Source organism: Ferrimonas sp. (assembly GCF_048263965.1).
GTDB lineage: Bacteria > Pseudomonadota > Gammaproteobacteria > Enterobacterales > Shewanellaceae > Ferrimonas.
The window spans coordinates 472,686-486,220 of sequence record NZ_JBLXDO010000001.1 but is presented as its reverse complement, the minus strand read 5'-3'; the positions used below and the strand labels follow the sequence as shown (position 1 = coordinate 486,220).

Genomic DNA, 13,535 nt, shown 5'->3' with positions numbered 1-13,535 from the left:
CTCGCCAAAGCCAAGCGCACAAAAAAACGGACGCCTTGGCGTCCGTTTTTTCATGGAGGTCGGTAGACCGGCAGATTACATCATGCCGCCCATGCCGCCCATGCCGCCCATGCCGCCCATGTCAGGGGCTGCGGCAGCTTCATCCTTAGGCAGGTCGGTCACCATGGCTTCGGTGGTGATCATCAGACCGGCTACGGAAGCGGCGAACTGCAGGGCAGAGCGGGTTACCTTGGTGGGATCCAGGATACCCATCTCAACCATGTCACCGTAGGTGTCGTTACCGGCGTTGTAACCGTAGTTACCTTCGCCGCCCTTGACGTTGTTGGCCACAACGGAGGACTCTTCACCGGCGTTGTAAGCGATCTGGCGCAGAGGGGATTCCATGGCACGCAGGGCCAGACGGATACCGACGTTCTGCTCTTCGTTGTCGCCAGTCAGTTCGGTGATCTTGGCTGCAACGCGAACCAGGGCAGTACCGCCACCGGCAACCACGCCCTCTTCTACGGCGGCGCGAGTGGCGTGCAGAGCATCTTCCACGCGGGCCTTCTTCTCTTTCATCTCAACTTCGGTGGCCGCGCCAACCTTGATTACGGCAACACCGCCAGCCAGCTTGGCCATGCGCTCCTGCAGCTTCTCTTTGTCGTAGTCGGAGGTGGACTCTTCGATCTGCTGCTTGATTTGAGCAACGCGACCCTGAATCTGGTCCTCGGCGCCTACGCCGTCGATGATGGTGGTGTTGTCCTTGGAGATCACAACGCGCTTGGCGCTGCCCAGATCTTCCAGGGTGGCCTTCTCCAGCTCCAGACCGATCTCTTCAGAGATAACGGTACCGCCGGTCAGGATGGCGATATCCTGCAGCATCGCCTTGCGGCGGTCACCGAAGCCAGGGGCCTTAACGGCAGCCACTTTCACGATGCCACGCATGTTGTTCACCACCAGAGTCGCCAGGGCTTCGCCCTCAACGTCTTCGGCGATGATCAGCAGTGGCTTACCAGCCTTGGTCAGGCCTTCCAGAATGGGCAGAAGCTCACGGATGTTGGAGATCTTCTTATCCACCAGCAGGATGAAGGGGGAATCCAGCTCAACGGTGCCAGCTTCGGCGTTGTTGATGAAGTAGGGAGACAGGTAACCACGGTCGAACTGCATGCCTTCAACCACGTCCAGCTCGTTCTCCAGAGCCTGGCCCTCTTCCACGGTGATCACGCCTTCCTGACCCACTTTCTCCATGGCGGTGGCGATGATCTCACCGATGGCGGTGTCGGAGTTGGCGGAGATGGTGCCTACCTGAGCGATGGACTTGGAATCCTTACACTCAACGGCCAGATCTTTCAGCTGCTCGACGGCGGCGGCTACGGCCTTGTCGATGCCGCGCTTCAGATCCATGGGGTTCATGCCGGCGGCAACCGCTTTCAGGCCTTCGTTGACGATGGACTGGGCCAGTACGGTGGCGGTGGTGGTGCCGTCACCGGCAGCGTCGTTGGCCTTGGAAGCCACTTCCTTCACCATCTGGGCGCCCATGTTCTCGAACTTGTCGTCCAGTTCGATCTCCTTGGCCACGGACACACCATCTTTAGTGATGGTCGGTGCGCCGAAGGACTTGTCCAGAACCACGTTACGGCCCTTAGGACCCAAAGTCACCTTAACGGCGTCAGCCAGAACATTTACACCAGCCAGCATTTTTACGCGGGCGTCGTTACCAAACTTTACGTCTTTAGCAGCCATGTTGCGCTTTCCCTTTGAAATTCAGAATCTACAGAGTGACTTATTCTACGATGGCCAGAATATCGGCCTCGGACATGATCAGGACCTCTTCGCCGTCCACTTTCTCAGTCTTAACGCCATAGCCTTCGTTGAAGATAACAACGTCGCCTACTTTCACATCCAGGGGCTTCACTTCACCGCTGTCCAGGATGCGACCATTACCCACGGCCATAACTTGGCCACGGGTGGACTTTTCCGCTGCACTGCCGGTCAGTACGATGCCGCCTGCGGACTTGGACTCAACCTCGGTACGCTTAACGATTACCCGGTCATGCAATGGACGAATCTTCATCTCTGATGTCTCCTAAAAGGTTCCGTCTAAAACCAAATCTTCAATAATATGTGCGGCCTGCGCCGCCAGATGATTTTCAATATGGGGCCGATGGCTGAAAACACAAGGGTGAAGTCAAAATTTTTTTGCCCAGACCCCGGTAAAAAAAGATGCCACAGAGGCCCGTATTTTGCCTCTCCCTCTTTGCGCTGGCCCCCAAGCCGCTGGTACCATGCCCTCCCGACGACTCCGTCCCCAACCTAGATGTGACTTACCGGATGTATGATAAGCACGGCCTTTTAACCGCTCCCATAGGCAGAGTTCTGCTGCGTATGAGCCTACCCAACCTCCTGGGTGTACTGAGCCTGCTCTTCTACCATCTGACCGACACTTTTTTCATCAGTCGCCTGGGCACCGAGCCCCTGGCGGCCATCTCCATGACCTTCCCGGTCACCCTGGTGGTCTCCTCCATCGCCCTGGGCATGGGCGCTGGCATGAGTGCCCATATGGGCCGACTGCTGGGACAGGGCGACCTGCCCCAGGCCAGGAGCTTCCTGACCCATGGCCTGCTGCTGGCAATGTTGATCGTGGTGGTGATCGCCCTGGCGGGCGCCCTGACCATCCGGCCGCTGTTCGCCCTGATGGGGGCCGAACCGGCGATGCTGGAGATGATCTGCGACTACATGCTGGTGTGGTATCTGGGCATCGGCCTGCTGGTGCTGCCCATGGTGGGCAACCAGGCACTGCGCGCCACAGGCAACACCCGAACCCCGGCGGTGGTCACCGCCGTGGCCGCCCTGGTGAATGCGGTCCTCGACCCTTTGCTTATCTTTGGCATTGGCCCCTTCCCACGCATGGAGATGCAGGGCGCCGCCATCGCCACCGTGCTCTCCTGGCTGATCACCTTTGCCGTGGCGGCCTGGATGCTGGGATGGCGATACCGCCTGATTGCCGCCCCCTGCCAGCGCTGGCTTGAACACTGGCGGCGGCTGCTGCACATCGCCCGACCCGCGGCGATCTCCAACCTGCTGAACCCCCTGGCCAACGGGGTTATCCTGGCGATTCTTGCGCGAATCGACACCCAGGCAGTGGCGGCCTTCGGGGCGGGTACCCGAATCGAAGCCCTGATGCTGGTCGGCGTCACCGCCCTCTGCGGCTCCCTGATGCCCTTCATCGCCCAGAATCTGGGGGCTGGTCAGTACCTGCGTGCCAAGGAAGCCCTGATGGGCAGCATCCGCTTCGTGATTGTGCTGCAGTTAGGGCTGTACCTGCTGATCTGGCCCTGGCTGGGGGAGATTGCGGCGATATTCAGTCAGGATCTGACGGTTCAGGGATACCTCATCTGGTACCTGCAGGTACTGCCTCTGGCTTATGGCCCCCTGGGCGTGGTTATCCTGTTTGTCCTGGCCCTCAACGCCTATCACCGGCCGATGACCGCCCTCTCCCTGAATGCGGTGAGGCTGTTCCTGATGCTGATCCCCATGACCATGGTGGGCGCCTGGGCCTTTGGGGTGAAAGGGGCCTTTATCGGCGTCGCCATGGCCAACCTGATGATGGGCGCGGCCTGTTATCACCTGGCCACCCGGGTGTGTGAACCCGAGTCTCTCACCGAGGCACACAGTTCTCCCCTGGATTGAACGCCAGGCATAGAAAAGCCGCCCCTTGGGGCGGCTCTGTCACATCGGATTCAAACGCTAACTCGAACCCTGGTGAACCCGGACAGTTGACCACAGTGGCGCAACGGTCTCAAGAACTTCAGTCATCCTTTCTCTCGTACTCACCTTCGATGGTGGTGTTACCACCGCGATCCCGACTGTCCTGACGGTCAAAAGGACGCTGCTCGCCGAAAGGGGATTGCTGCTCGCCAAACGGGCCTGGCTGCTCATCGAAGGGACGCTGCTGATGAAACTGGGTATGGAAGCCAAACCCCTGCTGCTGGGTGGCGATATGCACCTGGGCTCGGCTCATCAGCCAGGTGGCCAGCTTGCGGCGGGTGAAGGGGGTGAGCACCAGCAGGCCAAATAGGTCGGTAACAAAACCCGGGGTCACCAGCAGTACGCCGGCCACCGCCAGTAACATGGCTTCCATGATCTGGGTGCCGGGCATCTCTCCCCGGGCCATGCGGTTACGTACCTCCATCATGGTGCTCAAACCCTGGCTGCGAACCAGAGAGGCCCCCAGGGCCGCGGTCAGCAGCACCAGGCCTATGGTGGGCCAGGCGCCCAGGGTGGTGCCGACCTGCACCAAAACGGAGATCTCGATGATCGGCATCACCGCAAAGAGTAAAAAGAGATAGAAAACCACACCTGCCTCACAAATTCTGTCTGGTTAAGAAACTCAAATGGGGGTGGGCCGGTCTATTTTCAAGTCAGCCTTCATGGGCTGTTACATTTATCGATGCAGCACCGGGATGGATCCAGTAAAGTAGCGGTCTCAATCGATACAGGCGGGTGTTGCCCGCAAGGGTTCGCCAACGGGCGATTCACCCCCCAATGGAAATGATTGGAACAACACACAGACAATGATGAAAAGACTTTTTGCCCTGGCCCTGATGCTCACCATGAGCAGCACAGCCTTCGCCCAGTTCTCCTTCCTAAACCAGGAGCCTGAAGTTCTCCCGGTAGACCAGGCATACCTGTTTAACTTCTATCAGCAGGACAACAAGCTGGAGCTGACCTGGGAGATGCCCGAACAGGGGTACTACCTCTATCAGGAGCGATTTAGCGTCAAAATCGAGGGCAACGCCAAGGTTGGCGACTTTGTCTATCCCGAGGCCACCTCCCACTTCGACGATTTCTTTGGTGAGCAGCCAGTCTACTTCGACCGGGTCACTCTGGCTCTGCCCATTCTGGAAGCCGCAGAGAACACCGAACTGACCATCACCTACCAGGGGTGTCTGGACAAGGTACTGTGCTATCCGCCCACCCGCCAGAAGGTACTGCTCTCCGCAGTAGCCGCCAACGACGGGCTGATTGCCACCCCGGCCGCAGCCGTGGGTACTCCTGCCACAGAACAGGACAGCCTGGCGGCCCTGCTCTCCGGCGGCCATCTGGGCCTGGTGATTCTGACCTTCTTCGGCCTGGGTATTCTGCTGGCCTTTACGCCCTGTGTGTTCCCCATGTACCCAATTCTCACCGGCATCATCGCCGGCCAAGGGGACAAGCTCTCCACCGGACGGGCCTTCGCCCTCTCCATGACCTATGTACAGGGTATGGCGATCACCTACTCCGCCCTGGGTCTGGTGGTGGCTTCCGCCGGCCTGAAGTATCAGGCTGCCCTGCAGCATCCCGCCATTCTGATCGGTCTGGCCATCCTGTTCGTGGTGCTCTCTCTCTCCATGTTCGGGGTGTACAACCTGCAACTGCCCGACTCCTGGCAGAACAAACTGAACCAGGCCTCCAACTCCCAGAAGGGCGGCTCATTCACCGGTGTGCTGGTGATGGGCCTGATCTCCGGCCTGGTGGCCTCCCCCTGCACCACCGCCCCTCTGTCCGGCGCCCTCATCTACGTGGCCCAGAGCGGTGACCTTATGCTCGGTGGCCTGGCCCTGTACGCCCTCTCCATGGGTATGGGCGCTCCACTGCTGCTGCTAGGTACCTCGGGTGGCAAATTGCTGCCCAGGGCCGGAGCCTGGATGGAGATCATCAAGCACGTCTTCGGCTTCCTGCTGATCGCCGTTTCCATCGTAATGCTGACCCGCATGTGGAGCGGCGTAGTGGCGGACCTGCTGTGGAGCCTGTGGGGCCTGGCCCTGGTGCTCTACCTGCTGAAAGAGAACCGCAACACCCGTCAGGGCATCGGCCAGAGCGCCCGCTACCTGGTGTTGGGAGCCCTGATGATGGGCAGCCTGGGCTATGGCGGCTTCAGCGTCGGCTACGCCCTCTACAGCGACAAGATCGCAGAGGCCGGCGGCGCCCATCACGAGGTGGAGTTTATCCGGGTGAAAAGCCTGGCAGATGTGGAACGGGAAGTGGCCAAAGCCGCTGCCACAGGCAAGCCGGTGATGCTGGATCTCTATGCGGACTGGTGTGTGGCCTGTAAAGAGTTCGAGGTGAAGACCTTCCCCAAACCTGAAGTAATGAAACGCACCGACCAGATGGTGCTGCTACAGGCAGACATGACCGCCAATGACGAGCTGGATATCGAAATCCAGGAACGCTATCAGGTGCTGGGCCTGCCCACCATCCTGTTCTTCGATCGTCAGGGTAATGAGCTGAGCCGCCAGCGGGTCACTGGCTTTATGAACGCCACCCGCTTCGCGTCACACCTGGACGGGGTGCTCTAGTCAGATTACCCCAACCACACCAGCGCCTGGGCCAACAACCCGGCGCTGGTGATCAACGCCAGCCCCATCCACAAATAACTCCACCTCAGTTTCAGCATCACGCTCTCCCTCTGTTGGTATGCAGATTCCCGCCGTCACCCAAGGCGACCACCTACAGCGTTCTCTGATTACTCTGACCGAGCGGCCCGTTAAAAGTGTCGTAAGAGTTTGTAAAGGTTTTGATAACGCCCACTTAAAAAGGGGGGCTCAGTGGTGGGTGAGGAAAGGGCTCCACCCTGGGTGCGACACCAATGAAAGAGCCCCGCAATCAGGTGCGGGGCGGTTGGGCTCGGCGATGTGGTCAGAGGGCTCTGTCAGGCCAGGTTCTCCGGCTGGACAATCAGTGACAGAATGAACCGAAGGGTACGGGTACAGTCCGGTGCCCTGAGCAGTTCCTGGGTATCCTGTTCCAGCAGAGGCAGAATTTCCAGCCAACGCTGACCGACCCAGCAGGCATCCTCCAACTGACGTTCACCGTAAAGCTCACCCAGTTCCGGCCTGACCTCAAACAGACGTTCCAGGGCTTCGCCAAGCAGCTCAAATCTGGCGGGCATGGGCAGGGAGGGCCAGTTATTCATCACCAGTCCCTGGCCCATCCACACCCCGTCGGCCTCGGCCCAGGCGTCAGACACCTTAAACCGGCGACATCCTTCGACGATCAGGCTCAGGCAGCCATCTTCCAGCTGGTGAAAATCGATAATATTAACCACGGCCGCGATTGGGTAGCAGGGCAGCTCATCGTCCTCCCGCTGGACACAGACCACCAGAGGCAACTGCTTATGGTAATGCTCGGCCACCACCCGGTGTTGACCTGGGGTCACCATGCGAAGCTCTTTGCGCCCCTGCGGCAGCACCGGGCTGTCGATGGGCAGCAGGGCGACGGTCATTCTGTGCATACACCCTCCCAGCCGGAGATGTCACCCTTCTCAACTGAGGTTTGCATATGCTGCGATCACCTCTGAATCTGCGGGCTTTCCACTAGTTTAGACCCAGATTCAGCGATGGGGGTTCATTTGTTGGTCAGGCGGCCAGAGCCTCGCACTGGGCCCTGCGCTGCTCCACCCTCTTCCACACCTTGTCATGAAAGTAGAAGGCAACGGTGTTGACCAGGGGTTCAATCACCGCCACGGCGCCGCCTATGGCCCAGCTGCCGGTTAACAGATACACCAGAACGAAGGCGATGGAAAAATGCATGATGGCAAAAGTCAGAGTCTTCAACATTGGGGTATCTCCGTATTGGACTTTAATCAATGATAATAGTTATTATTTGCATTGAAAGCCAGTAAATACGAATGCCCTAATCGATCGCCTCTATTTTCAGGGGCCGCTCCCCCCTGACCATCGCTTCAAAAGCCTGGGCCAGCTGCTCTCCGGCTTCGGTAACCTGATGCCAGCGCTGCTTCCGTTCGTCAGTTGGCAGGGTCTTGAAATCATTACGGTCGGGAATCTTCGCACTCGGCAAGTTGGCAATGAACTCCTCGGAGGGCACCAGCATCACCACCCGTTCGAAGTTGACACCGGCCCGACGCCCCTTGAGTGATTTGTCGAACCAGCCCGGTAACGCATAGGGGTGGAAGTGAGGGTAAAGCACCAGCCCGCCCCGGCTCAGCACCGGCAGATCCAGATGGTAGTCGGTGATGCCTCCATCCATATAGCGGCCGGCGGCGGCCCCCTTGATGTCCACCTCACCAGGTGAAAGCAGGGGAATGCTGCCGGTGGCCAGCAGTACAGCCTCCAGGTTCTCCTCGGTCAACGCACTGTGATGGGTGGTCAGCTCCCCTGGCTCATAAAACCCCTGGTGCTCAGCAGAAAAGAGCCAGCGTTCCCACTGGTGCTGAATCAGGGGTCGACTGACCAGATTGAGCCCTGCCGTCAACGCCAGGCTGGCCCCCTGCAACAGTGGTCGACGGGTACGCTGCCCTTTCCAACGACAGGCGATAAGGTTCAACACCCGATTGGGCTGACTGAGCAGCGCCTCATAGCCCTGCTCGCCAGCCAGGGCGCGCATTATGGTGACGCAGTTGCTTCTCACCACCGCTTCAGTGGGGCGCGTCTCATACACCTGGCCAATATAGGCATGTTGCAACCGCCGGTGAGCCTGAGCTGGGTCGGGGTGACACAGGGCCGCACAGCGCCACCCACCGGAGGAGGTTCCCAGGAGTTGCATCTTCTGGTGGCTCGGGATCCAGCGGGTCATCAGGGCCCGATCCAGGGCGGCCATGGGCAGCCACTTGGGGCCCCCTGACGCCGCGATGAAACGATCAAACAACGCGGTTTTCCAACCGTGTTCAGCGAATTGCCGCCGGGCTTCAGCCCCGGCCAAAATACGAAGTGGAGTCAATATCCTGCTCCTGTTTACCCTGACGCAGGGGTCGCCACCCCAGTCTCGAAGGGGATAGAAAATATCAGAAGTTGTTAAAATTTAGAACAATGTGGCCTTTTCCACTCTCCTGTAACCGGGCAGCACCAGACTCCCAGACCCTCTGGCGATTCTATCCTGCCCAGCAGGCAAAAATCAGCAGCTTCTCCCTCCCGAGCCGACATGAGACCGAACAAAGTCGGGCAGGAGTTCACTTTTCGGTAACAAAATGGTAAAACGTGATCAATGTCGCAGTTCGGGCCCACACAACAACCACAAGGCTCGGTTCCGGCCCGGCAGGAAAGCCACCGGAGCGCGACACGGGGCGCCCCGGCTGTCACGGGGCACCACTCGCGCAGTAATGAAGGAAGGAGTATCTGTATGCGCTTACGCTCTCTGGCCACCCTGGCCGCCACCCTGCTACTGACCGCCACCGCATCCGCCAGCACACTGCAACTGCCCAAGGGCTTCTATGCCACCAATGTGAACGGCCAACAGGTGTCTGCCTTTGATTCCAGCCTGGATCTGGGACAGGGTAAGCAGGTCATTACCCTGAGATATGCCAACCCCCATCGGATTCACCCTGAGCACCACGAAATGGTCGTCTCTGGCCCCATCTATGTGGTATTTGATGCCGACGGGAGTGCCAACTACCAACTCAACGCCGATCTGCCCATGGCTCTGGACCAGGCCAAGTCCTACGCCCGCAACCCCAAGTTTGACCTGAAATCCGATGGCCAGGCTATCGTCCACAAGGCCTATCTGGGCCAGGGTGCCATTGCCAGGCTGCTGGCCGACTAGTCCCGGCCGGGCGGCCCAGGCGGGCCGCCTTCCTCTCTGGGCAGCCCCAACGGCGTGAGACTGGTATACTCTCTCTTTTCTTTGCGGTAGTTCGCCATGCTGACTCTGTCCAATCGCCTTACCATTCCCGCCTCCGAACTGGAGTTTCAGGCGATCCGCGCCTCGGGACCAGGGGGGCAGAACGTCAACAAGGTCTCCACCGCCATCCAGCTGATCTTCGACTATCGCCGCTCCCCCACCCTTCCTGAGCACTATAAAGAGGGGCTGGACAGGCTCTCCCACCCCAACATCACCCCAGGCGGCAAAATTCTCATCAAGGCGCAGCAATTTCGCAGCCAGGAGATGAATCGCCAGGATGCACTGGATCGCCTTCAGGCCCTGCTGAAGAAAGCCGCCTTCCGTCCCAAGGCCCGCCACGCCACCAAACCGACCAAGGCCAGCGTCCGTCGTCGCCTGGACAGCAAAAGCCGCCAGAGTCAGCGTAAGCAACTGAGGCGCTCCCCCCCAAAGGATTAAACCAAAGCGGTGGTTAACCTTTTTGCCGATTGACGGGCATTTCCCCTTCACCGCGAAGGGTCCGCCGTCGCTATTAACACTGTGGGCAACACACGTGATTAGACCAGTAAAATGCTGCCATTTTCGTTGATGTAGTTATAATGGCTATCACTGGAATTCAAGGGTGTGAAACTGTGGCGAATTTTGGTGTCTAACGATTTACACTGAATATGCACACACGTTCGCAGAGGATAGGCGCAAAATGTCGAAGCAAAAGCGAATCTTGCTGGTCAATGGTCCCAACCTGAACATGCTGGGACGGCGCGAGCCAGGCCATTACGGTAAGATGACCCTGAATGAGATCGTCACTGGTCTGACCAAACTCGCCGAAGATCATCAGGTTAGCCTTAGCCATATCCAGAGCAACTCCGAAGCTGAACTGATCGATGCCATCCACGCCAGCGACGTGGATTTCATCATCATCAATCCCGCCGCCTTTACCCACACCAGTGTGGCCTTGCGGGACGCCATTCTGTCGGTTTCCACCCCCTTTATTGAAGTACATCTGTCAAATGTCCACGCCCGGGAGCCTTTCCGGCACCACTCCTATTTTTCCGATGTGGCGGTAGGAGTCGTTTGCGGTCTGGGCGCGGACGGATACCAATTTGCACTGCAAAGTGCGGTTAATTACTTGAATCGTGCGGACGAGTACGAGCGCAGCTGAATAAGAGAACCACTATGGATATTCGCAAAATCAAGAAACTGATCGAACTGGTACAGGAATCCGGCATCGCCGAGCTGGAGATCGCCGAAGGGGAAGAGTCCGTACGCATCAGCCGTACCGGCAATGCGCCTGTGGCCGCTTCCTACACTGTCGCTGAGGCCCCGGTTGCCGTAGCGCCTGCACCTGTAGCTGCTGCCCCTGCGGCCGCTCCTGCTGCCGAGGCTGCACCAGCCATTTCCGGTCACGCAGTGAAGTCCCCCATGGTAGGTACCTTCTACCGCTCCCCAAGCCCAGCGGCCAAGCCCTTCGTTGAAGTGGGCGACACCGTCGCTGTGGGTGACACCCTGTGCATCATCGAAGCGATGAAGATGATGAACCAGATCGAAGCCGACAAGGCCGGTGTGGTTAAGCAGATTCTGGTGGAAAACGGCGATTCCATTGAGTTCGACGAGCCGTTGTTCATCATCGAGTAAGGAAGTCACTATGCTGGACAAAGTGGTCATTGCGAACCGCGGAGAGATCGCCCTGCGAATTCTGCGCGCCTGTCGCGAACTGGGTATCAAAACGGTAGCGGTGCACTCCACCGCCGACCGGGACCTGAAGCACGTGCTGCTGGCCGATGAGACCATCTGCATCGGCAAGGCCCCAGCCACCGAAAGCTACCTGAACATTCCCGCCCTCATCTCTGCAGCCGAGGTGAGCGACGCCGTTGCCATCCACCCGGGTTACGGCTTCCTGGCTGAAAACGCCGACTTCGCCGAGCAGGTGGAGAAGAGCGGCTACATCTTTATCGGCCCCTCCCCCGAGGTGATCCGTCTGATGGGCGACAAGGTGTCCGCCATTACCGCCATGAAGAAGGCGGGCGTACCCTGTGTACCCGGCTCCGACGGCCCTCTTGGCGACGACCCCAAGGTCAACACCCAGATTGCCAAGCGCATCGGTTACCCGGTGATCATCAAGGCATCCGGTGGTGGCGGTGGTCGCGGCATGCGAGTCGTGCGCTCCGAGTCCGAACTGCTGAAATCCATCGAGCTGACCCAGGCGGAAGCCGGTGCAGCCTTTGGCAACCCCATGGTTTACATGGAGAAGTTCTTGGAGAACCCACGCCACATCGAGGTTCAGGTTCTGGCGGACGGTCAAGGCAACGCCATCCATCTGGCCGAGCGTGACTGCTCCATGCAGCGTCGCCACCAGAAAGTGGTTGAGGAAGCGCCGGCTCCTGGCATCACCGAAGAGATGCGTAAGTTCATCGGTGAGCGTTGTGCCCGCGCCTGTATCGACATCAACTACCGTGGTGCCGGTACCTTCGAGTTCCTGTATGAGAACGGCGAGTTCTACTTCATCGAGATGAACACCCGCATCCAGGTTGAGCACCCGGTAACCGAGATGGTGACCGGCGTGGATCTCATCAAGGAGCAGCTGCGTATCGCCGCCGGCCAGCCCCTCTCCATTACCCAGGAGCAGGTGCAGGTTCGTGGTCACGCCATTGAGTGCCGCATCAACGCCGAGGATCCGGATACCTTCATCCCCTCCCCCGGCAACATCGATCGCTTCCACCCACCCGGTGGCATGGGGATCCGTTGGGACTCCCACATCTATGCCGGCTACAAGGTTCCGCCTCACTACGATTCCATGATCGGCAAGCTGATCACCTTCGGTGAGAACCGGGATATCGCCATCGCCCGCATGAAGAACGCCCTGCGCGAGCTGGTGGTGGGCGGCATCAAGACCAACGTTCCTCTGCAGCAGAGGATCATGGCTGATGAGAACTTCCAGCACGGTGGTACCAATATCCACTACCTGGAGAAGAAGCTGGACACCTCCTCCTAAGGAGTGGCCACGGCCGAATGAGAAAAGAGGACCTCAGGGTCCTCTTTTTTGTGGGCGAACTTACTGTGCCTATGGCGGACCGTCCTAGGTCACTCACGGCAAATATCTGAATTGCTGAATTTTTCCTATATGCATCATGGGCAATTTCCTACAGCCGCACCATTGCATCACTTCCGCACAAAACATAAACTCACCAGCGCCTGCACATCACAATCAATGACTTTCAGTCCGACATCCCTGGTGGATTCATCGACGAAAGATCACAGGATGTCTAACAACAAGGAATAGCATGACGCAAGGAGCGCTGTCGGAAAGATGAACGAATTACGTCATACCCCTTAACCACAATACTTTCTTACTTTTTAAGACACTGAGAAGTTGTAATGAATAAACTGAAAATTGTTCTGATCTCTATTGTCGCCCTAGTACTTGGCGGTTGCGCCAGCGGCGCCAAGATGGATGCCATGATCCTCGCCAACAGCGAGACCACCAATGCCACCTACGATAATGCCCTGAAAAACGAGGTCAGCGTAGAAAAGGTAAAAGGTGGTAAGGAGACAAACCCTGCCTGGACGTCACAGATCAGCGACAAAGCCTTTATGGGTGCCCTCAAGTCCTCTCTGAAGAGCCACGGACTCTATGGAGAAAAGGGCCGCTACCACCTGACCGCCGAACTGCAGAAACTGGACCAGCCGCTGTTTGGGCTGGATATGACCGTCACCTCTCACGTCAACTACAAGCTGGTTGATTCTGCCACCGGCGAGGTGGTGATGGAGAAGCTTGTGGTGACTCCCTACACCGCGACCGTAGGCGACGCCTTTGCCGGAGTTACCCGCCTGAGAATGGCCAACGAAGGTGCAGGCAAAGAGAACATCCGTGGATTGCTGGATGCATTGGCGAAACTCAATATTGAAGCCAACCAGGTCAGCATGAACTGATTCCCACTCCCTGGCGACCTGATGCCGTCGCC

Annotated in this window: 14 protein-coding genes; 8 read left to right on the top strand and 6 right to left on the bottom strand. The window is 58.5% G+C overall.

Annotated elements, in window-relative coordinates:
• Window positions 1–75: 75 nt before the first annotated feature.
• Both groL and ACN0RV_RS02235 read right to left on the bottom strand, forming a co-directional pair.
• The gene (gene groL / locus ACN0RV_RS02240; protein WP_417345159.1) at window positions 76–1,722 is read right to left on the bottom strand and encodes a chaperonin GroEL; all 1,647 of its coding nucleotides are present in this window, start codon (window positions 1,720–1,722) and stop codon (window positions 76–78) included.
• 40 nt (window positions 1,723–1,762) lie between these two features.
• Window positions 1,763–2,053: a co-chaperone GroES gene (locus ACN0RV_RS02235; protein WP_028110039.1), complete on the bottom strand. Its 291-nt coding sequence runs from the start codon at window positions 2,051–2,053 to the stop codon at window positions 1,763–1,765.
• Between the two features lie 311 nt (window positions 2,054–2,364).
• Here ACN0RV_RS02235 and ACN0RV_RS02230 point away from each other — a divergent pair, with 311 nt between their 5' ends.
• Entirely contained in the window at window positions 2,365–3,669 is a 1,305-nt protein-coding gene (locus ACN0RV_RS02230; protein WP_417345157.1) for an MATE family efflux transporter, read from the top strand.
• Window positions 3,670–3,787: 118 nt separating this feature from the next.
• Here ACN0RV_RS02230 and ACN0RV_RS02225 read toward each other — a convergent pair whose 3' ends face one another.
• On the bottom strand, window positions 3,788–4,336 hold the full coding sequence (locus ACN0RV_RS02225; protein WP_417345155.1) for an FxsA family protein: 549 nt from the start codon (window positions 4,334–4,336) through the stop codon (window positions 3,788–3,790).
• A gap of 220 nt (window positions 4,337–4,556) precedes the next feature.
• Here ACN0RV_RS02225 and ACN0RV_RS02220 point away from each other — a divergent pair, with 220 nt between their 5' ends.
• Window positions 4,557–6,317, top strand: a complete 1,761-nt coding sequence (locus ACN0RV_RS02220; protein WP_417345400.1) for a protein-disulfide reductase DsbD — start codon at window positions 4,557–4,559, stop codon at window positions 6,315–6,317.
• Window positions 6,318–6,670: 353 nt separating this feature from the next.
• Here the strand turns inward: ACN0RV_RS02220 and ACN0RV_RS02215 are convergent, their stop codons facing one another.
• From ACN0RV_RS02215 to ACN0RV_RS02205, 3 genes are all read right to left on the bottom strand, one after another.
• Window positions 6,671–7,252, bottom strand: coding sequence for an LON peptidase substrate-binding domain-containing protein (locus ACN0RV_RS02215; RefSeq protein WP_417345153.1), 582 nt, complete (start codon window positions 7,250–7,252; stop codon window positions 6,671–6,673).
• A 124-nt stretch (window positions 7,253–7,376) separates the two neighbouring features.
• Window positions 7,377–7,577: a DUF2061 domain-containing protein gene (locus ACN0RV_RS02210; protein ID WP_417345151.1), complete on the bottom strand. Its 201-nt coding sequence runs from the start codon at window positions 7,575–7,577 to the stop codon at window positions 7,377–7,379.
• Window positions 7,578–7,653: 76 nt separating this feature from the next.
• Window positions 7,654–8,625, bottom strand: coding sequence for an alpha/beta hydrolase (locus tag ACN0RV_RS02205; protein WP_417345149.1), 972 nt, complete (start codon window positions 8,623–8,625; stop codon window positions 7,654–7,656).
• 471 nt (window positions 8,626–9,096) lie between these two features.
• Between ACN0RV_RS02205 and ACN0RV_RS02200 the strand changes: the two genes are divergently transcribed.
• The 6 genes from ACN0RV_RS02200 to ACN0RV_RS02175 all read left to right on the top strand — a co-directional run bounded on the left by ACN0RV_RS02200 (window position 9,097) and on the right by ACN0RV_RS02175 (window position 13,503).
• Entirely contained in the window at window positions 9,097–9,516 is a 420-nt protein-coding gene (locus tag ACN0RV_RS02200; RefSeq protein ID WP_417345147.1) for a DUF2057 family protein, read from the top strand.
• A 96-nt stretch (window positions 9,517–9,612) separates the two neighbouring features.
• Complete coding sequence (arfB, locus tag ACN0RV_RS02195; protein ID WP_417345145.1) at window positions 9,613–10,032, top strand: alternative ribosome rescue aminoacyl-tRNA hydrolase ArfB; 420 nt, start codon at window positions 9,613–9,615, stop codon at window positions 10,030–10,032.
• A 241-nt stretch (window positions 10,033–10,273) separates the two neighbouring features.
• Window positions 10,274–10,735: a type II 3-dehydroquinate dehydratase gene (gene aroQ / locus ACN0RV_RS02190; protein ID WP_417345144.1), complete on the top strand. Its 462-nt coding sequence runs from the start codon at window positions 10,274–10,276 to the stop codon at window positions 10,733–10,735.
• Window positions 10,736–10,749: 14 nt separating this feature from the next.
• Window positions 10,750–11,208: an acetyl-CoA carboxylase biotin carboxyl carrier protein gene (gene accB, locus ACN0RV_RS02185; RefSeq protein WP_417345142.1), complete on the top strand. Its 459-nt coding sequence runs from the start codon at window positions 10,750–10,752 to the stop codon at window positions 11,206–11,208.
• Between the two features lie 10 nt (window positions 11,209–11,218).
• Window positions 11,219–12,565: an acetyl-CoA carboxylase biotin carboxylase subunit gene (accC, locus tag ACN0RV_RS02180; RefSeq protein WP_417345141.1), complete on the top strand. Its 1,347-nt coding sequence runs from the start codon at window positions 11,219–11,221 to the stop codon at window positions 12,563–12,565.
• Between the two features lie 383 nt (window positions 12,566–12,948).
• Window positions 12,949–13,503, top strand: coding sequence for a hypothetical protein (locus ACN0RV_RS02175; RefSeq protein ID WP_417345139.1), 555 nt, complete (start codon window positions 12,949–12,951; stop codon window positions 13,501–13,503).
• Window positions 13,504–13,535: the final 32 nt, after the last annotated feature.

Excerpts from the sequence above, each read along its gene's own strand:
- groL (WP_417345159.1), bottom strand. The coding sequence starts at position 1,722 with ATGGCTGCTAAAGACGTAAAGTTTGGTAACGACGCCCGCGTAAAAATG.
- ACN0RV_RS02235 (WP_028110039.1), bottom strand. The coding sequence starts at position 2,053 with ATGAAGATTCGTCCATTGCATGACCGGGTAATCGTTAAGCGTACCGAG.
- ACN0RV_RS02230 (WP_417345157.1), top strand. The coding sequence starts at position 2,365 with ATGAGCCTACCCAACCTCCTGGGTGTACTGAGCCTGCTCTTCTACCAT.
- ACN0RV_RS02220 (WP_417345400.1), top strand. The coding sequence starts at position 4,557 with ATGAAAAGACTTTTTGCCCTGGCCCTGATGCTCACCATGAGCAGCACA.
- ACN0RV_RS02215 (WP_417345153.1), bottom strand. The coding sequence starts at position 7,252 with ATGCACAGAATGACCGTCGCCCTGCTGCCCATCGACAGCCCGGTGCTG.
- ACN0RV_RS02210 (WP_417345151.1), bottom strand. The coding sequence starts at position 7,577 with ATGTTGAAGACTCTGACTTTTGCCATCATGCATTTTTCCATCGCCTTC.
- ACN0RV_RS02200 (WP_417345147.1), top strand. The coding sequence starts at position 9,097 with ATGCGCTTACGCTCTCTGGCCACCCTGGCCGCCACCCTGCTACTGACC.
- arfB (WP_417345145.1), top strand. The coding sequence starts at position 9,613 with ATGCTGACTCTGTCCAATCGCCTTACCATTCCCGCCTCCGAACTGGAG.
- aroQ (WP_417345144.1), top strand. The coding sequence starts at position 10,274 with ATGTCGAAGCAAAAGCGAATCTTGCTGGTCAATGGTCCCAACCTGAAC.
- accB (WP_417345142.1), top strand. The coding sequence starts at position 10,750 with ATGGATATTCGCAAAATCAAGAAACTGATCGAACTGGTACAGGAATCC.
- accC (WP_417345141.1), top strand. The coding sequence starts at position 11,219 with ATGCTGGACAAAGTGGTCATTGCGAACCGCGGAGAGATCGCCCTGCGA.
- ACN0RV_RS02175 (WP_417345139.1), top strand. The coding sequence starts at position 12,949 with ATGAATAAACTGAAAATTGTTCTGATCTCTATTGTCGCCCTAGTACTT.